The sequence below is a fragment of the Alcaligenes faecalis genome, assembly GCF_002443155.1.
GTDB lineage: Bacteria > Pseudomonadota > Gammaproteobacteria > Burkholderiales > Burkholderiaceae_B > Alcaligenes > Alcaligenes faecalis.
In genome coordinates this window covers 3,821,118-3,838,954 of record NZ_CP023667.1, presented here as the reverse complement: position 1 = coordinate 3,838,954, position 17,837 = coordinate 3,821,118, and the positions used below count along the sequence as shown (strand labels likewise).

At 58.3% G+C, this 17,837-nt stretch carries 16 protein-coding genes; 6 read left to right on the top strand and 10 right to left on the bottom strand.

Translation table 11 applies throughout. From position 1 onward, the window contains the following. Window positions 1–20 precede the first annotated feature (20 nt). From CPY64_RS17855 to CPY64_RS17810, 10 genes are all read right to left on the bottom strand, one after another. Complete coding sequence (locus CPY64_RS17855) at window positions 21–788, bottom strand: GntR family transcriptional regulator (protein WP_026483954.1); 768 nt, start codon at window positions 786–788, stop codon at window positions 21–23. Window positions 789–800: 12 nt separating this feature from the next. Beyond that, entirely contained in the window at window positions 801–1,601 is an 801-nt protein-coding gene (locus CPY64_RS17850; RefSeq protein WP_042485007.1) for an alpha/beta fold hydrolase, read from the bottom strand. A 2-nt stretch (window positions 1,602–1,603) separates the two neighbouring features. Beyond that, on the bottom strand, window positions 1,604–1,975 hold the full coding sequence (locus CPY64_RS17845; protein WP_026483956.1) for a hypothetical protein: 372 nt from the start codon (window positions 1,973–1,975) through the stop codon (window positions 1,604–1,606). Further along, on the bottom strand, window positions 1,975–3,492 hold the full coding sequence (locus CPY64_RS17840; protein ID WP_042485011.1) for a class I adenylate-forming enzyme family protein: 1,518 nt from the start codon (window positions 3,490–3,492) through the stop codon (window positions 1,975–1,977). Before CPY64_RS17840 ends, CPY64_RS17845 begins: the two co-directional genes overlap by 1 nt. After that, window positions 3,485–5,092, bottom strand: coding sequence for an ATP-binding cassette domain-containing protein (locus CPY64_RS17835; RefSeq protein ID WP_042485013.1), 1,608 nt, complete (start codon window positions 5,090–5,092; stop codon window positions 3,485–3,487). The genes CPY64_RS17840 and CPY64_RS17835 overlap by 8 nt, the downstream gene beginning before the upstream one ends. Then, the gene (locus CPY64_RS17830; RefSeq protein ID WP_042485016.1) at window positions 5,089–6,069 is read right to left on the bottom strand and encodes a branched-chain amino acid ABC transporter permease; all 981 of its coding nucleotides are present in this window, start codon (window positions 6,067–6,069) and stop codon (window positions 5,089–5,091) included. Before CPY64_RS17830 ends, CPY64_RS17835 begins: the two co-directional genes overlap by 4 nt. Then, complete coding sequence (locus tag CPY64_RS17825; RefSeq protein ID WP_021447158.1) at window positions 6,066–6,911, bottom strand: branched-chain amino acid ABC transporter permease; 846 nt, start codon at window positions 6,909–6,911, stop codon at window positions 6,066–6,068. Before CPY64_RS17825 ends, CPY64_RS17830 begins: the two co-directional genes overlap by 4 nt. Window positions 6,912–6,990: 79 nt before the next feature. After that, entirely contained in the window at window positions 6,991–8,148 is a 1,158-nt protein-coding gene (locus tag CPY64_RS17820; RefSeq protein ID WP_042485019.1) for an ABC transporter substrate-binding protein, read from the bottom strand. Between the two features lie 328 nt (window positions 8,149–8,476). Then, a complete protein-coding gene (locus tag CPY64_RS17815; protein ID WP_026483962.1) occupies window positions 8,477–9,559 on the bottom strand; it encodes a TRAP transporter substrate-binding protein in 1,083 nt (360 codons plus the stop codon). A 74-nt stretch (window positions 9,560–9,633) separates the two neighbouring features. After that, the gene (locus CPY64_RS17810) at window positions 9,634–10,473 is read right to left on the bottom strand and encodes a class II aldolase/adducin family protein (protein ID WP_042485022.1); all 840 of its coding nucleotides are present in this window, start codon (window positions 10,471–10,473) and stop codon (window positions 9,634–9,636) included. A 169-nt stretch (window positions 10,474–10,642) separates the two neighbouring features. On the opposite strand from CPY64_RS17810, the gene CPY64_RS17805 reads away from it, so the two are divergent. The 6 genes from CPY64_RS17805 to CPY64_RS17780 all read left to right on the top strand — a co-directional run bounded on the left by CPY64_RS17805 (window position 10,643) and on the right by CPY64_RS17780 (window position 17,815). Continuing rightward, window positions 10,643–11,548 carry a LysR substrate-binding domain-containing protein gene (locus tag CPY64_RS17805; protein ID WP_042485026.1) on the top strand — a complete coding sequence of 302 codons (906 nt, stop codon included), beginning with the start codon at window positions 10,643–10,645 and terminating at the stop codon, window positions 11,546–11,548. A 74-nt stretch (window positions 11,549–11,622) separates the two neighbouring features. Then, complete coding sequence (ilvC, locus tag CPY64_RS17800) at window positions 11,623–12,684, top strand: ketol-acid reductoisomerase (protein WP_226349122.1); 1,062 nt, start codon at window positions 11,623–11,625, stop codon at window positions 12,682–12,684. Between the two features lie 34 nt (window positions 12,685–12,718). Then, window positions 12,719–14,224 (top strand): Rieske 2Fe-2S domain-containing protein, encoded by a 1,506-nt coding sequence (locus CPY64_RS17795; protein WP_042485031.1) that lies wholly within the window; start codon window positions 12,719–12,721, stop codon window positions 14,222–14,224. A gap of 51 nt (window positions 14,225–14,275) precedes the next feature. Then, window positions 14,276–15,286 carry a PDR/VanB family oxidoreductase gene (locus CPY64_RS17790; protein ID WP_042485034.1) on the top strand — a complete coding sequence of 337 codons (1,011 nt, stop codon included), beginning with the start codon at window positions 14,276–14,278 and terminating at the stop codon, window positions 15,284–15,286. Between the two features lie 169 nt (window positions 15,287–15,455). Then, complete coding sequence (locus tag CPY64_RS17785) at window positions 15,456–16,049, top strand: TRAP transporter small permease subunit (RefSeq protein ID WP_042485037.1); 594 nt, start codon at window positions 15,456–15,458, stop codon at window positions 16,047–16,049. Continuing rightward, window positions 16,046–17,815 carry a TRAP transporter large permease gene (locus CPY64_RS17780; protein ID WP_042485041.1) on the top strand — a complete coding sequence of 590 codons (1,770 nt, stop codon included), beginning with the start codon at window positions 16,046–16,048 and terminating at the stop codon, window positions 17,813–17,815. Before CPY64_RS17785 ends, CPY64_RS17780 begins: the two co-directional genes overlap by 4 nt. The last annotated feature ends 22 nt before the right edge of the window (window positions 17,816–17,837 follow it).

Genomic DNA, 17,837 nt, shown 5'->3' with positions numbered 1-17,837 from the left:
TCCCCAAAGGTTCGGAAAAATCAGCTCTGTGAGCGGTGGCTGCCATCACTGCGCGACAGGCGCGTGACGTAGCGGAATTCATAAGGTGGGTAAAAGCTGACCGCCACTTCCATGACCTTGCCCGCCAGATTGCGGAAGGTACGGATAATCAGCAGCGCCGGGTCGGAGTCCTCGTAGCCCAGAAAGCGGGCAACATGCGGGGGAAAGCGCGAGGCGGAGATTTCCATCTCGATGGTTTCCACCACTTCGCCACAGTGCTCCTCCAACAGCGGATACACACCACCGGGCTGGGTGGAAATCAGGTCAGCCACCGCCTGGTATTCCTTGCGCAGATAAATATCTGTCCAGGAAATGCCGCGCTTGCTGCCCGGCACACTGCGGTAGGTTTCCACCTTCACCCAATCTGCCGGCTCACCGTCCAGCGCGGTTTCAGGCGGCTGCTTGTCCACATAGACCGCCTTTTTATGCACGTGCAGATCGGTAAATTCCAGATAGCGCTGCAACTGGTCCGTGGTATCCAGCGCCAGACCAAACTGCGGCTTGGGATGCTGACGTATTACGGTGGTACCTGCACGGCGACGCCGCTCGATCAAACCCAGATCGGTCAGCTTGCGTATGGCTTCACGCGCCGTGTGCCGACCGACCCCGTACATCTCGCATAGCTCCATCTCGGTGGGCAGCTTGGAACCGACGGGGTAATGGCCCGAACGGATCAGCTCCAACAAGCGATCGCTCATGTTCTGATACAGGGTTGGCTTGGCGCTGGACTGGGATTCGGTGTTTGCCATACGGTTTTCAGCTTAAAGAGACAGGCGGCGCATCGCAGCCAGGGTGTCGCGGGTGAACTGCTCAGGACATTCACTTTGGGGGAAATGCCCGATGCCCGGCCATTCTATATATTCCACCGGAACTTTGCCTTCTCGCAGCAAGCGTTCGACCTCTCTGGCGGACTCTGGCGGCACGGACCAGTCCTCGCTGCCTTCCACAATCACCACCGGGCAACGAATATCCTCCAGAATCTGCTCCATGCGAAAACCGCCAAAGGCACAGATATCCGCAAAGGCTACCGTCGGAATGCAACGTCGGGCGTCCGTTACCACTTCCAACGCACGGGCCGGGTCGGACAGGGTGCCCATCAAGGTACGAAAGGTCACTTCAAACCAGTCGCCCGGATTGATGCGCGCCATCTCCAGAATGCGCGGGTTATAGCCGGAAGATTTCACTACGTTCACCGAAGCGCCATCAACCAGCACCAGGCCACGAATACGCTCGGGCGCCATGGCAGCGGCCTGGGCAACCACGCCCCCGCCCATGGAGTGCCCCATCAGGACCGGATTCTGGATACCCGCTGCGTCCAGAAATTGCAGCAGATACTGGGCGTTTTGCGAGGTGACGGTATGGGGACCGCCCACCGGCATGCCGCTCTTGCCGTGACCGGGCAAATCCAGGGCATACACCGTGTAAAAAGGCGCAAAGTGGTCCAGCACATATTGCCAGGACAGGCTGTCCTGACTGGCGCCGTGCACCATCACCAAGGCCGGACCGGAACCGGCCAGATCGTAATAGGCGCGGATACCGTCCGCAGTTGTCACATAAGGCATGCTCAAACCTCCAGCTCACCCGTCAGGCGGGTCAAAGCGTACAACAACATCCAGTTCTGCACACAGGCGCGCAAATCGCCTCCCACCACCAGTCGGTGTTGACGCACCAAGCGGTTAAATGGAAAGCCCTGGGCCAGATCTGCAAAGGCGGCACTATCGCCTTCCAGCCAGAATGGCACCTCGCGCGGGCCTGTGCCCGCCTGCACATCCTGTTCTGACACGGCCAGCCAAATATGCTCGCCGGTGTCGGTATTGCGCAGCGCCACGCACACATCGGCCAGCACACTGTGCTGCCGTACAAAATCATCGGCGCGGGCGCGCTTGGCCCAGGCAGCCAGCACGGCAGGGTCAAACAGAGATAAAGAAGTCAGCATCAGACATACCTTTGTCGAAGAAGGAACTTCTGCACTTTGCCCGAGGAGGACTGGGGCAGGGAATCCACAATAAAGATGCGTTTGGGTACTTTAAAGCCGGACAGTTTTTCCCGGCAAAACTCGCGCAAGACTTCCACATCCGGCTCACGGCCATTGGCAGGCACAATCGCAGCAACCAGCTCTTCGCCCCAATACTCGTGGGGCAGACCAAAGGCGGCGGCCTCGCGTACATCGGTATGACTGGCCAGACAGTTTTCCACTTCCAGCGCGGCCACGTTTTCGCCACCTGTCTTGATCATATCTTTGCTGCGGCCCATGAAATAGGCAAAGCCTTCATCGTCCACCCGAATCAAATCACCCGTGTGCAGCCAGCCATCGGCATCCAGCACCTGGGCGGTCAGCTCGGGCTGCCGCCAATAGCCTTTGAACACAGTCGGGCCACGCACCTGCATTTCGCCCGGCCCGCGCTGATCAGGCAGCACCTTGCCATCGGCATCAACCAGTCGATACTGCACATGCCGCCACAGGTAACCGATGGAACCGGGGTGCTCCAGAATCTCCTGCGTGTAGCGATTCTTGATGGTGGTGACACAGCTTTCTGTCATGCCAAAGCCCCAGCTGAATTCAGCATTGGGAAACACGGTTCGGATCAAGTCCTGACGCCACTGGCCCAAAGGCGCAGCCGCAGTTTGTACAAACTGGGCACCGGGCAGGGACAGCGCTTTGAACTCTGGGTGATCGGTCAAGCCCACCCACATGGCGGACAACAAAAACACATGCGTAGGCTGGTACAGACGCAGCGCGTCCATGACCGCATCGGCCTCGAAACGCGGCACCACATGCAAGCTGCCACCGGCATACAGAATGGGGCCATTCACCACCCCGAAACCGCCAATGTGAAACAAGGGCGTCGCCAGCAAGGAGCGGCTGTTGGCATCAATGCCCAGCTCCATGATGTAGTTCACCGCATTGGCCGACAGATTGCCATGTGTCAGCATGGCCCCCTTGGGGGCTGAGGTCGTACCCGAGGTATACATGATGATGGCCACATCCTCATCCCCCACACGTCCAAAACGATGCTGCACCGGATCATCCGCACGGTGATCGGGCAAGGACTCAGGCAGGTGTTCCAGCCACTGCACGGCGCTGTTCAAGCCGCCTTCAGACTCGATCTGCTCGCGCAAGGGACGGTAGGCCGGGTCCACAATGCACACGGTAGGCTGGGCATCGTCCAGCAAGTAACGCAGTTCGGCGGCGCCGTAACGGGTGTTCACCGGCACCAGAGAAAAACCGCCTACGGCCGTGGCATGCAGCAAGGCCAGATAGTCAATGGAATTGGGCGTCATGATGGCCACCCGATCCCCCGGCTGTACGCCCAAACCTTTCAAATAGGCCGACAAGGCCCGCGCACGGGCGCAGAACTGAGCAAAGGACAGGGCCTGGCGCTCGTCCGAGACCGCTACCTTGTCGGGGTAGCGTTCGGCATTAAACATGGCGACCTGGTAAATATTAGGCATGATGCGAAGCCTCTGCGGCGTGGCCCAGATAGGCCGCTGCAATCTGTGGGTTATTCATGATTTCCTTACTGTCGCCTGCCAGGCTCAAACGCCCGGTTTCCAGCACCACAGCATGCTTGGACAACTTCAAGGCCAGCCTGGCGTTTTGCTCCACCAGCACAATCGTGGTGCCGTCCTGGCTGATCTGGCGAATTGCGCGCGCCACTTCCAAAGTGACCGCCGGGGCCAGCCCCAAAGAGGGTTCATCCAGCAAGAGCAGACGAGGCCGGGACATCAGGGCACGGCCAATCGCGCACATTTGCTGCTCGCCACCCGAGAGATGACGTCCCTGGCTTTGCTCGCGCTCCAGCAGGCGCGGAAAGTAGCCATAAATACGCTCCAGATCCACCGTAATGTCGACCTGATCGCGACGCAGATACGCCCCCATCAAGAGGTTTTCGCGCACCGTCAGTTCGGGGAACAGGCGACGACCTTCAGGCGACAGCGCGATGCCCAGATTCACGCGGCGTTCAGCGTTCAGGTTCTGGATAGGCTGGCCTTCCAGCAGGATTTCTCCCCCGGCAACCGGCACCAGACCGCTAATGGCTTTCATCAGGGTCGATTTACCCGCGCCATTGGCCCCGATCACGGCGCACACACTGGCTTCTTCCACCGCAAAACTGACCTTGTCCAAGGCCCGTACTGCGCCATAGGACACGCTCAAGTCCTTGATTTCCAGCATGGGCGCAGGCTTGCTGACCTTGGCAGCTCCCTGACCAGCTGTAGAGACCGAAGCCGAGTGTCCCGTCCCGTTTTGCGCAGCGCGGGCTTCCACTGCTGGCTCCAGCCCAGGTTCCTTGTCCAGATCCGCACCCAGATAGGCTTCAATCACCCGCGGGTCCTGACGCACTTGCGCGGTCGGGCCTTCGGCCAGCAAACGACCATTAACCAGCACCACCAGCTTTTGGCACAGGCGCATCACCAGGCCCATATCGTGCTCGACCACCACCACATCAATGCCACTGGCGTGAATGCGTTCGATCAGATCGGCCATGGCCACGGTTTCCACCGGGTTCAGGCCAGCAGCGGGCTCATCCATTAAAAGAAGGCGGGGCATGGCTGTCAGGGCCATGCCCACACCCAAAATCTTCTGCAAACCGTAGGCCAGCGAATCGGCCTGCTCATCGGCTACAGACTCCAGGCCAATCAAGGCCAAGGCTTGTTCAGCCTGTCGCGCGGCCTCTTCGCGGCCACGACGCACACCCCAAGGGTTGAACAGCGACCAGGGCGAAGGAAACTGACGGAACAGAGCCGCGCGATACAGGTTTTCAAATACCGTGTGGCCTGCAAATACATGCGTCATCTGGAAGGTACGCACCAGACCCTGGCGCGCCAAGGACGCGGCCGGGCGACCCGTAATCGCGGCACCATCCATGGTGACAGCACCCGCGCTGGGCTTGGTCGTACCGGCAATCAGATTGAACAGCGTGGTTTTACCGGCGCCGTTGGGACCAATCACGCCAGTAATCTGGCCGGGGGCCGTGCTGAAGGACACCTCGTCCACCGCGCGAATCCCACCAAAATGTCGGCTAAGACCCTGAACATTCAATTGCACGCTCATGCTGCCTCCTTGCGCGCGCCGCGCCACTTACGCCACAGACCCGCCAAACCTTGCGGCATGAACAAGAGCAGCAAAATCAAAGTCAGGCCATAGATCAGGCGCTGATACTGCTGCAAGTCGCGCAGCAATTCGGGCAGGGGGATCAGGATTGCGGCCCCCACCACGGCACCAGCCAGGGCACCCACACCACCCAGCACATTCATGATGACGGCATTTACCGCTGTCCAGAAACCGAAGGAATCAGGCGAGATATAGCCTTGGTAATGGGCATACAAGCTGCCTGTCCAGCCGGCAATCAGGGCGCTAAGGACAAACACACTGACCCGAAAGCGCAGCACATTCAAACCACCGGAACGCACCAGTTGCTCGTTCTGATGCAAAGAGTCCGCCACCATGCCCCATTCGCGGCGGTACAAGGCCCGCAGCACGAAATACACCACCAAGGCAAAGCTGACCGTCACCAGATAAACGCCGTAACGCCCTTCAGGAATCGGCAAGCTGGCTTGCAGGGACGGAATCTGCCCAAAGCCGTTATTGCCGCCAAACAGTTCGTGGAACTCGATAAAGCACAGCACCACGGCTTCGCCCAGGGCGAAGGTCAAGAGCGCGAAATGCACGCCCTTGATACGCATAAAAACAGGGCCGGTGATCACAGCTAATGCTGCCGTCAGTACCCCGGCGCCCAAAAACGCGGCTGGAAAGGACCAGTCATAATCTCGACTCAAAATGGCCGAGGCATACGCCCCCAGCCCGAACAAGGCACCATGCGCCAGCGAGAGCTGGCCGATGCGCAAAACCAGATTCATGCTCATGGCCAGGCAGGCGTACAGCGACACCATGATGGCCAGATGCAGGGCAAAGCGAGGCTGTCCGGCCCACACGGGCCAGCCCAGCAGCACCGCGACCACGACGGCATGCCAGACCCATTGCAGGGCGCCATCGCGCGGATAGAACGAAGCAGTTTTGATCGCGCTCATGACGATTTCCCCATCAAACCGCTGGGTTTGACCAGCAACACGGCCATCACGATCAGGAAGGACAACATGGTGGCCACGGTCGCGTTATAGAAGGTCGACGCCACGGCCTCGGTGACACTCAGAATCAGGGCGGCAACCACTGCACCGGGCAAGCTGCCCAGACCACCCAGAACCACAATAATGAAGGCTTTCACCACCACGGCTTCGCCCATATAGGGGTGCACGGTGTAGACCGGCGCCATCAGGGCACCCGACAAACCGGCCAGGCCGCAGCTCAAGGCAAAGGTGAAGGCCATGATCTTCCAGGAACTGACGCCTTGCAGACGTGCCACTTCCCGGTCCTGCGCCACCGCACGTATCGTCATGCCGATACGGGTACGCTCGATCAGAAAATAGAAGGCCGCCAGCGCCAGCACACTCATGCCTACGATCAGCAATTGATCCTTGGCGAAAAAGGCTTGGCCAATTTGCCAGGCACCTTCCACCGGACGGCGTACCGATTGCTCGTCCACCGAGAACAGCAGCGAGATCCCGGCCTGCAAGGTAATCGCCAAGGCCAGGGACATGATCATGCCGCCCATCTCGTCGCCCACAAAGCGACGGAACAGGCCGCGTTCAGCCAATAAACCCAGGAATCCCACCAGCACGGCAGCGGCCGCGATAGAGGGCAGGTAGGGCCAGCCAAACTGACCATAAAAAACATACATGGCGTAAGCGCCCAGCATGTAGAACTCGCCGTGAGCGAAGTTCACCACCCGCAAGATGCCAAACACCAGCGTGAAACCCAGAGCTACCAGGGCGTACACGAAAGTGGACATCAGGGCGATGATGGCGATTTGCATTGCGATCTGCATAATTGCTAACCGTATCAAGGTGCACCCCACCGCCGTGGCGGAGTGCGTACAGAAACAAAACCGGTAATTAGCGGGCGTCGAACTTGTTGATGACCTTGGCCTTGCCGCTCTCGATCACACCCAGGTAGGCCGGGGTGGCGATCTGGTGGTTCACGCCATAGACATCCTTGCCGCCCCACACAATCGCGCCTTGAATACCGTCAAAGCTGCTATTGGCTTCAATGCGGGCACGCACGGCATCGGTATCGTCCACGGTGCCAGCTTCGTTAATGGCCTTGAACAGCAGGCGGGTGGCATCGTAGAAGTAGAAAACGAAGTCATCCATGCTGTTGCTGTGGACCTTGGCGTAAGCCTGGCTCAGCTTCTGGTAGGGTTCGCTGGACGGATCGGCAGACAAATACACCAAGGTCCCTTCCGCATTGTCCGCACCGGCAGACTTCACGGTTTCAGCCACGTTATTGCCGCCAAACTTGGTGAACTGGCCTTTGAAGCCCATTTCACGTGCCTGACGTATCACAATACCGGCCGGGCCGGGTGGCACCGTATCCAGTTCGATGAAGTCCACGTTCTTGGCCAGAATGCTGGTCAGCAAGGTGCGGAAATCGTTTTGCGAGCGCTCGAAGAACTTGGTTTCAGCCACGTCGTAACCGGCGTCCTTGTATGCAGCGGTCTGGATCTTTTGCGTACTCCAGCCGGTTGCATCGTTAGGCGACAGGATCGCCAGACGCTTCAGCTCGGGGCGTTCCTGCTTCAACCAGCCGATCAGCTGACGGTTGTATTCGTACTGCGTAGGCAGCACGCGGAACATGTATTGCGTATTCGCATCCAGCACTTCGGTCGAGTAGCTGTTGGACAGCATGATGACCTTGTTGCGCTCGGTAATCGGCTTCATGGCCATGACCGAAGCCGAGCCAATCGGGCCGATGATGTATTTCACTTCATCCTGATCGATCAGACGGTTGGTGGCGGTTACTGCATCCGCTGCCTTGTAGTGGTCGTCGTAGGTCAGCACTTCAACCTTGTACTTCTTGTCGCCCACTTCCAGGCCGCCGGCCTGATTGATTTCATCCACGGCGATTTTCACGCCACCATCAATAGCCAGCCCCCAGGGCGCGCCTGGACCTGTCATGCCTCCTACCACACCCAGCTTGAGCGTTTGAGCCTGCGCGCCCAGCGCGGCCACCATCCCTGCTGCTGCCAGTACACTCCGTATCCCGTTTTTCATGGGCCTGCTCCTATTAATTGACCGGACATAATTGTTGTTTGATACGAACAATATAATAAGGAGCCGATACTTGTCTATGGAAATATGGATTGATAATGACCTTATAACCAGCACCTACAGGGGGATACGCACCAATTTAAGGGAAAACACCGACGTGGGTTGTCGGTTTATTTGTACGGACTTTAGTCTATATATTTATATGGAAAAGTCATGGCCTGGGCATGTATTTCGCTAGATAGCCGGGTTGAAACTACCTGCTGGCAGACATAAAAAGGCCGCTTTCCCTGACAGAAAGCGGCCTTGAGGTCCTGCTACTCCTACCAGTCATTCATAAAGACACGGACTGCATGTATTGATCAAAGCGCGCTTCCGCGAAGCGGAACCACAGCAGCTCGTCCTTTTGGAACGCCCGATAATCCGCATAAATCGTTCGCCATTGCGGATTGCTTGCATTCAGTTCGGCATACAGTTCCTCACTCGCCTTGAATGAGGCATCCAGCACTTCCTTGGAGAAAGGCAAGACCTTGGCTCCCTGACCAACCAGTTCCTTCAAGGCACCTGGGTTACGGGCATCGTATTTCGCCTGCATATCCAGATGCGCATACGTGCTGGCTGCCGAGACAATATCTTTGTAGTGCTGCGACAAACCGTCATACGCTTTCTTGTTGACCAGCAGATCCAGCCCTACTGAACCTTCCCACCATCCTGGGTAATAGTAATAGGGCGCGACTTTGTGAAAGCCCAGTCGCAAGTCGTCATAGGGTCCCACCCACTCGGCGGCATCAATAACGCCTTTTTCCAGTGCCTGGTACACCTCGCCACCGGCGATATTTTGTGGAATGCCACCCAGCTTCTCGATGACTTTACCGGGCAAACCACCAATCCGGATCTTCAGGCCCCGTATATCCTCCGGGGTATTGATCTGCTTGCGAAACCAGCCGCCCATCTGCACACCGCTGTTGCCACAGGGGAAGTTGACGATGTTGTAGTTGGCATAAAAGTCGCGCGTCAGCTTCAAGCCATTGCCGTGGTACATCCAGGCCGTCAGCTGGCGAGAGTTCATGCCAAATGGAATGGCACAGCTCAAGGCAAACGCTTCATTCTTGCCAAAGAAATAGTAGGGCGCCGTGTGAGCCGCTTCCACCGAGTTCTGTTCCAGCGCATCGACCACACCCATGGCCGGCATCAGTTCCCCGCCCGCATGCACGGAGATATTGAACTTGCCATCGCTTAGCTCGCGCACTTTCTGCGCAAAGACTTCCCCACCGCCATAAATCGTATCCAGGTGCTTGGGGAAGCTGGATGCCAGTCGCCAGCGCAAATTCTCTTGCGCCTTGACGACCGCAGGGGCCATGCCACTGGCCACAATGCCGGCCAGGCCGGTCAGTTTCAGCATTGCTCGTCGTTCCACGCTTGTGTCTCCTCGTTTTATTTATGCAAAGTCAGCAGCTTGCCCCCAACGGATCAAGCTGCCTGCGGGACGGATCAATCAAACATATCGGGCTGGGTGCGCAACAGGTTTTCCCAAATCGGCTGAAAGTGCAGCCAGCCAATGTATTCGCTCCCTACGTGCTCACGGCTGTAACGGGCGCGCTCGGGGGTCACCAATGTGGGCGTCATGCCGGTTGCAGCAATCATCAATTGCTGCTGGCAGCAGCGTTCCAGCGCAATGAACCAGAAAGCGGCGGCTTCAATGCTGTGGCGGCTGGCCGTCAGCAAGCCATGGTTCTGGTGGATGGCCGCCTTGACGCCAGCAAAGGCATTAGCCACTTTGTGACCAGCCTTGGTTTCCACCGCCACCTGACCGGCTTCTTCGCGAATGACGACATGGTCTTCAAAAAAAGCGGCAGCATCCTGCGTAATGGGCAGAATTTCCTGACCCAGCGAGGCAAAGGCAGTGCCATAGACGGTATGCGCATGACACATGGCCACAATGTCAGGATGAGCCTCGTGCACGGCGGCATGCAGTACGAAACCTGCGCGGTTCAGGGCGTAATCCCCTTCCACCACCTTGCCTTCATGGTCAGCCAGGATCAGGTTCGAAACCTTCACGTCAGCAAAGTGCACGGCCATGGGATTGGTCCAGTACAGGCTGGGATGCTCGGGATCGCGAATGGTCAGATGGCCTGCAAAGCCATAGTCCAGACCATGCAGGGCAAAGGCACGGCAGGCGGCCACCAGGCGCTGCTTCAAATGCGTGCGCGCCTCTTCAAAAGAATCAAACTGGGGCTCTTCCGGGTAGATCAGGCCTTGCTGTTCGGGCTGATAAATCGACTTTCGGCCCGTCATGGCCAAAATTTCATTGATATCGGGTTTAGCGTTCATGGGAAGGTCTCCTTCGGGTTCGGCAAGATGTTGCGTTGCCCGCACGCCAGCCCATCCAGCGCAGCGTACGGGTGAAACGTAAAACCATGGTAGAGGTCGAAAACCATGAATGACAAACGAAGCTTTTTCAGCTATTGATTAAAAATATTCACCTGTTTAAGGCACCCTCATGCGAGCCATCCCTAATTTCGCCTGGCTACGAGCCTTTGAATCGGCCGCCCGGCTGGAGAGTTTCAGCCTGGCAGCCGATGAGCTGCACCTGACTCCTTCCGCGATCAGCCATCAGGTCAAAAGCCTGGAGACTCATCTGGGACGCAGCCTGTTCGTCCGTCACAACCGGCGTGTCAGCTTGAACAGCCAAGGCCAGGAGTTCTATCGGGAACTGACTCCCTTGCTGGACAAGCTGGCCCGGCTTTGCGAGGACACACAGGGCGAGAGCGGGGGTACGCACGCCTTGACCGTGCATTGCGCTCCCAGCCTGGCGGTGAAATGGCTGGGGCCCCGTCTACATGCTTTCATGCGGGATCATCCCGGACTGGCTATCCATTTGCGCACGGATGCCACGCCGCCCGATCTGCACCAGGCCACCGACATTGACTGCGTGATCAGCTATGGACACGCCCCCAGCCACGATCCCCGGCTGGTGGTGGAGTCGCTGCATCCTGAACCCCTATTGCCTTTATGCTCACCCAAACTCTATGCCAGCCTGGCTCTGCATCAGCCCTGGTACCTGCATTTGCCCTTGATCGATTCCACCATCAGTCCGGTCAGCTGGGCCGACTGGTTTGGCAGCAATGGCATGGCCGCTTCCCCCGGTCCACGTCTGTCCTTTGACCGCGGAGCCATGGCAGTTGCAGCAGCGGTGGATCAGTTGGGTGTCTGCCTGGAAACACAGCGCTTTGCCGAACGCGAACTGGACAATCGGGAACTGATCGTCTTGCCCGCCCCCAATGGTCGCAGCCTGCAACGCGAGATGCATTTTCTCTACTACCGCAACCACCGCGACACGCTCAAACGCGTTGAACACCTGCGTGAATGGCTGCTTCGCGAGGCCAGCCTGACCCCGATGCGCTAAGCAAAATTTCTGTTCTAGGGATTTCCCCCGACCTGCCAATTTTTCCTTGACACCTCGAATATCTCCCCACAATACTGAACTCTGTATACAGAACACAGAACTCACAAAAAGGAGGCAGTATGAAGGTGTTTTATGACAAGGACGGCGATCTGGCCCTGGTGCAGCAACGCCGGGTTGCCATCATCGGCTACGGCTCTCAAGGCCATGCTCACGCATTGAATCTGCGTGATTCTGGCGTGGAAGTGGTCGTGGGTTTGCGCCCCAACAGTGCCTCGCGTCAAAAGGCTGCCATTGCCCGTCTGGCTGTGGCAGACATCGCGTCTGCCGTGCAACAAGCCGACATCGTGATGATGCTGCTGCCTGACGAGGACATTGCCCGCGTCTACGAGCAGGAAGTCGCTCCCCATATCCGCCCCGGCGCCACACTGGGCTTTGCCCACGGTTTCAACATCCATTACGGTCAGATCCAGCCCCGCGACGATCTGGACATCATCATGGTCGCCCCCAAGGCACCCGGCCACACGGTGCGCTCCACCTATGTGGAAGGCGGCGGGGTTCCCCACCTGATCGCCATTCATGCCGACCGTTCCGGTCAGGCTCGTGACTTGGCCTTGTCCTACGCCATCGCCAATGGCGGCGGACGCTCCGGCGTCATCGAAACCGATTTTCGTGAAGAAACCGAAACGGATTTGTTTGGCGAGCAGGCGGTGCTCTGTGGCGGCATGGTGGATCTGGTCAAGTGTGGATTCGAAACCTTGGTCGAGGCGGGCTATGCCGAAGAAATGGCCTATTTCGAATGCCTGCATGAACTCAAGCTGATTGTGGACCTTCTGTACGAGGGTGGCATCGCCAACCTGAACTACAGCATCTCCAACAATGCCGAGTTTGGCGAATACCAGGCCGGTCCACGCATCGTGACCGAAGACACACGCCAGGCCATGAAAGCCTTGCTGCGCGACATCCAGGACGGCACCTATGCCAAGAATTTCATCCTGGAAAGCCGTGCCGGCCAACCTTCCTTGAATGCCCATCGACGCCTGAACCAACGCCACCGCCTTGAAATCGTCGGCGAGCAGCTGCGCGCCATGATGCCCTGGATCAGCGCCCAGGCGCTGGTCGACCGAAAAGTAGCCTGACCCTTTCCACCATTGATCTGTACACGAGGACGACATGACCGAAAAGAAACTGATTCCCTACGGCGGCTATTACACCAACCGCATTCCTGATCACGACCCTGAGTTGACCGAAGTCGGCCCAGGCACGCCCATGGGCGAGTACATGCGCCGTTTCTGGCATCCCGTCTGCATGGCCGCGGAACTGACTGACACCCCGCGTTTTCTGAAAATCATGGGGGAAGAGCTGGTCGCCTTTCGCGACAAAAGCGGCCAGATCGGCCTGCTGCACGCCCACTGCGCCCACCGTGGCGCCTCCCTGGAATACGGTGCCATCCAGGAAAAGGGCATTATGTGCTGCTATCACGGCATGGTGTTCGACGTAGACGGAACCTGTCTGCATGTCCCTTACCCCAAAGGCGAAGAGGCCGAGGGCGAAAAATACGCCTGCTCCATCCGTCAGGGAGCTTACAAGGCCTTCGAGCGCCATGGCCTGATTTTTGCCTATATGGGCCCGCCCGATGCCGAACCTCCTTTCCCCGAATGGGAGGAAAACTTCACCGTCATGCCCGGCGATGAACTGGTGGCTTTCAGCAACTTCCAGCACTGCAACTGGCTGCAAGTGCAAGACAATGCTGCTGACAACTTCCACCCCACTGCCTTGCACGCTGCCAAGAACGTGGTAGGCGGCAACTACCAGGGCACCACCTTTGACGAAGTAGGCGCGGCCTCCATGGAAGTGGCGCCCGACATGCAGTTCATCCCTGTACACAATGGCCGCAGCCTGGCCTGCGCGGGTGCGCGTCGTGCCAGCAAGGACAATCTGTTTATCCGTGTTCAGCACCAGGTCCTGCCCAATCTGAGCCTGCATGCCTACACCTCCGAAGACGGTGCCCAGCAAAAGTTTTTCAGCCGCTTTCACATCGTGCGCTGGACCGTTCCCGTGGACGACCAGAACAGCAAGATGATTGGCTGGCGCGTCATGGGTCCTGGCATTGATACACGCGGAGTGGGTAACAAGGAGATGGTGGGCTACGAGACCATCGACTTTCTGGAAGGGCAGGTTGCCATGCGCCGTCCCGAGCGCTTTGGACAATACAAGCTGGAAGATCTGCCACCCATCCCGTCCGACCATCGTGCCCGCCACAACTACAAGGAATGCCAACAGGCACCAGGCGATTACGAGGCCATCATCAGCCAACGCCCGATTGCCGTCCATGCTCTGGAGAACCCGACCAAGTTCGACGCCGGGCTGTACATGTTCCGCAAGATGTTGCGCGATGCCTTGCGTGGCTCCAACCCTGCCGCGACCCCGGAAGGCTTTGCCCAATGGCTGAAAGATTGTGGTGGCGCCCCCAACAGCTATTGCTCGGGCAATGTCCTGGCGATTCCCGAGTCCGAGGATTTGGCCCAGGAAGTCGCACGCCGCCGACATGCCACGCGCGAAATCGTGCGCATCCTGACCTCGGCCGACAATCTGAAAGGCTCGGAGCGCGAGGCTTTCGTCAAACAGAGCATGCAGGAACTTCAACAATCGCTCAGCGCTGTTGCGGCTGAATCCTGATCGCCTGTCGCACCCGCTCCAAAGGGGCGGGTGCCCCATATGGAGAGCGCCATGAACACCATTGCAGAACCCGCCACTCCCGTCCAGGCGGCTACCAACCCGGACGGGCTGCTGTCTCTGCGGATCCGGCAAATCCGCTACGAAGCACAAGGCATCAATTCTTATGAACTCAGCTGTCCTCAGGGTGGCGAGTTACCCGCCTTCGAGGCCGGTGCCCATATAGACGTACATATTCAACCCGGCCTGATCCGCCAATACTCGCTGTGCAACCCGCCTCATGAGCGTCATCGTTACGTCATTGCTGTCCTGCGCGATGCCAATGGACGAGGCGGTTCACGCACCTTGCACGACGCCTTGCAGGTCCAGCAGCAAGTCACCGTCAGCACGCCCCGAAATCATTTCCGACTGGACCCGAACGCACGCCGCTCCATCTTGCTGGCCGGGGGGATAGGCATCACCCCCATCAAGGCGATGGCCCACTTTCTGGAATCACAGGGCCAGCCCTTTGAATTGCACTACTGTACTCGCAGCCACGACACGGCCGCCTTTGGCTCCGAACTGCTCACATGGCAAGAGCAAGGCCGCCTGCATCTGCATCTGGACAACGGCAATCCCGCACAAGGTCTGAACCTGCAGGACTTGCTTGCCAATGCAGCTGAAGGCACCCACGTGTATTACTGCGGCCCGGCCGGCTTCATGCAAGCCTGTGCCCAAGCCAGCTCGCACTGGCCTGTCGGTTCCGTGCATTGCGAACACTTCAAGGCACCTGAACCTGCCCCTAATGCCAATACCCTGCCTCCCGGTGCCTTCGTGGCGCAAATTGCCAGTACCGGCCAGTGCATTGAGGTTGCTCCCGAGCAATCCCTGAGCGATGCCTTGACGCAAGCCGGTGTGCCTATTGCCACCTCCTGCGTATCGGGCCTGTGTGGCACATGCCGCGTCAACTACCTGCAAGGGGAGGTTGATCACCAGGACTACATCCTCAGTCCCGACGAGCAAAGCCATTGCCTGACCGCCTGCGTTTCACGCGCACGCTCGGGCGTACTGGTTCTGGACCTGTAAGGCCATCTCCTGGTCCTGGCTCCCGCCAGGGCACACCCCATTTACTTCGGGCACGCTCATGGCCCAAGGAGTCACCACAGCACCTGCTACAACGCGGCTGGCACACGGCCGCCATCAAACACTCCCCGGCAGCACAACGACGAACACAACAATATTCGCGGAGACAAAAATGACTGCATTGAAAACCATGGTGGGGGGAATAGACCACCTGAACCGCTGTATCGGATTCATCATCAAATGGCTATTGCTGGCCACCACCATTCTGAGCGCCAGCAACGCCATCACTCGCAAGGCCTTTGACCTGAGCTCCAACGGCATGCTGGAAGCTCAGTGGTACCTGTATGCGGCTGTCTTTCTCTTGGGAGGAGGCTACGCATTTCTGCATAACAGCCATGTTCGTATCGACTTTGTTTCCACCCGCCTGAAGGCGCGGGGACGCAACCTGGTCGACATCGCCGGGATTGTTGTCGTCCTGATCCCGTTCTGTATTTTTGTCATCAACCTGAGCTGGGGATTTTTCACCGCCGCCTGGCATTCGGGTGAAATGTCCGGCAATGCCGGCGGGCTGGTGCGCTGGCCCGCCTATCTGCTGATTCCTGCCGGCTTTAGCCTGCTGTTGCTCCAGGGCTTGGCCGAGCTAGTCAAACGTATCCTGTTCCTGACAGGCAAAGGGCCGGACTGCATTGCTGAAGATAATGCCCAGGACACGCCTATTCATGTGCCCGCCCAAGCGCTATCGACCGCACAGGAGGGCGCACGATGATTGCCACCTTTATCACGGACTACTTCGTCCCCATCATGTTCCTGAGCCTGATCGTGCTCTTGCTGACCGGCTTTCCTGTGGCCTTCGGGCTGGCCGCCACCGGCCTGGTGTTTGGCGTACTAGGCATTGCACTGGACCTGTTTCCGACCAATCTGTTCCAGGTTTTACCGCTGCGCATCTTTGGCATCATGCAAAACGAAACCATGCTGGCCATCCCCTTTTTCACGCTAATGGGCATCATCCTGGAACGGTCGGGCATGGCAGAAGACCTGCTTGAAACCATGGGCCAGCTCTTTGGTGCTGTCCGTGGTGGCCTGGCCGTTTCGGTTGTCCTGGTAGGGGCCCTTCTGGCCGCCTCCACCGGCGTCACATCGGCGGTAGTGATCTCCATGGGCCTGATCTCCTTGCCCGTCATGCTGCGCTACGGCTACAAACCGGAAATTGCTACGGGCGTCATCACCGCCTCAGGTGCTCTGGTACAGGCGTTGCCGCCGTCTCTGGTCCTGATTGTGATGGCCGATCAATTGGGCCGCTCAGTCGGAGACATGTACGCAGCAGCACTGGGCCCTGGTCTCTTGCTGCTGGTGATCTACATTACGTTCGTCATTGTTCTGGCCTTGTTCCGCCCCTCCTGGATGCCAGCACTGCCAGAACAGGCCAGAAGTCAGGTGACAGCCACTGGTGCAAGCGGACGACGGTCGCTGGGCATGTTGGTCCTGCTATGCGCCTTCATCGGGTTTACCTGGGCAGGCCTGCACAACGAAGTGATGGCCCAGGTCTTTTCCCAGCCGGCTCAGGCCCCCACGGATCAAGTGGCCATCACCGCCCTGGTTGTCGCCTCCATGAGTGCGCTGCTGTTTGCGACGGTAAATCGCGTGACAGGCTGGGGACTGCTCTCGCAGCTGGCTGAACGCTTTGTCTTTGCCCTGATCCCCCCAGTCATCCTGATCTTTCTGGTACTGGGCACCATCTTCCTGGGAATTGCCACCCCAACAGAGGGCGGGGCCATGGGTGCAATTGGCGCGCTGATACTGGCCTTGATACGCAAACGCCTGAACTGGTCCTTGCTCAATCAAGCTCTGGAAAATACCGCCAAGCTGGCCATTTTCGTGATGTTCATCCTGATCGGCTCCACCGTCTTCAGCTTCACATTCAGTGCCGCAGACGGCCACCTGTGGGTAGAGCACCTGTTTGATGCCATTCCCGGCGGCGAACTGGGTTTTGTCATTGCCGTCAGCGCCATCATCTTTGTGCTGGGCATGTTTCTGGACTTTTTTGAAATTGCATTCATTGTGGTGCCCTTACTGGCACCCGTCGCCAACAGCCTGGGCATTGATCTGATCTGGTTCGGTATCGTGATTGCTCTGGTCCTGCAAACCTCCTTTCTGACACCCCCGTTCGGTTTTGCCTTGTTGTATTTGCGCAGCGTGGCACCCCGGTCCGACTATGTGGATTCGGTTAGCCAGCAAACTATTCCAAGGGTTCGTACCCAGCAGATCTGGAAGGGCTCAGCCTACTTCGTCGTACTACAATTGCTGGTGGTAGGAATCGTCATCGCCTATCCGCAACTGGTAACGGGAGGCTTGCACAAGACAGTCAGCCTGAGCGATGAAGAAATCCTGCTCCAGCTGAACCGTCCCGCCCCCATGCTCAGCCCAGGAGCAATACAGGCAGACGACCCGCTAAGCAACCCGTTCGAGGTACAAGCGACGTCAGACCAGGACCCCATGGCGGCGCTCTTGCAATCCATGCGGACCACGCCCTGATGTAAACCCAGGGCCGCAGTCA

Coding starts and splice junctions, on each gene's coding strand:
- CPY64_RS17855 (WP_026483954.1), bottom strand. CDS start 788: ATGGCAAACACCGAATCCCAGTCCAGCGCCAAGCCAACCCTGTATCAG.
- CPY64_RS17850 (WP_042485007.1), bottom strand. CDS start 1,601: ATGCCTTATGTGACAACTGCGGACGGTATCCGCGCCTATTACGATCTG.
- CPY64_RS17845 (WP_026483956.1), bottom strand. CDS start 1,975: ATGCTGACTTCTTTATCTCTGTTTGACCCTGCCGTGCTGGCTGCCTGG.
- CPY64_RS17840 (WP_042485011.1), bottom strand. CDS start 3,492: ATGCCTAATATTTACCAGGTCGCCATGTTTAATGCCGAACGCTACCCC.
- CPY64_RS17835 (WP_042485013.1), bottom strand. CDS start 5,092: ATGAGCGTGCAATTGAATGTTCAGGGTCTTAGCCGACATTTTGGTGGG.
- CPY64_RS17830 (WP_042485016.1), bottom strand. CDS start 6,069: ATGAGCGCGATCAAAACTGCTTCGTTCTATCCGCGCGATGGCGCCCTG.
- CPY64_RS17825 (WP_021447158.1), bottom strand. CDS start 6,911: ATGCAAATCGCCATCATCGCCCTGATGTCCACTTTCGTGTACGCCCTG.
- CPY64_RS17820 (WP_042485019.1), bottom strand. CDS start 8,148: ATGAAAAACGGGATACGGAGTGTACTGGCAGCAGCAGGGATGGTGGCC.
- CPY64_RS17810 (WP_042485022.1), bottom strand. CDS start 10,473: ATGAACGCTAAACCCGATATCAATGAAATTTTGGCCATGACGGGCCGA.
- CPY64_RS17805 (WP_042485026.1), top strand. CDS start 10,643: ATGCGAGCCATCCCTAATTTCGCCTGGCTACGAGCCTTTGAATCGGCC.
- CPY64_RS17795 (WP_042485031.1), top strand. CDS start 12,719: ATGACCGAAAAGAAACTGATTCCCTACGGCGGCTATTACACCAACCGC.
- CPY64_RS17790 (WP_042485034.1), top strand. CDS start 14,276: ATGAACACCATTGCAGAACCCGCCACTCCCGTCCAGGCGGCTACCAAC.
- CPY64_RS17785 (WP_042485037.1), top strand. CDS start 15,456: ATGACTGCATTGAAAACCATGGTGGGGGGAATAGACCACCTGAACCGC.
- CPY64_RS17780 (WP_042485041.1), top strand. CDS start 16,046: ATGATTGCCACCTTTATCACGGACTACTTCGTCCCCATCATGTTCCTG.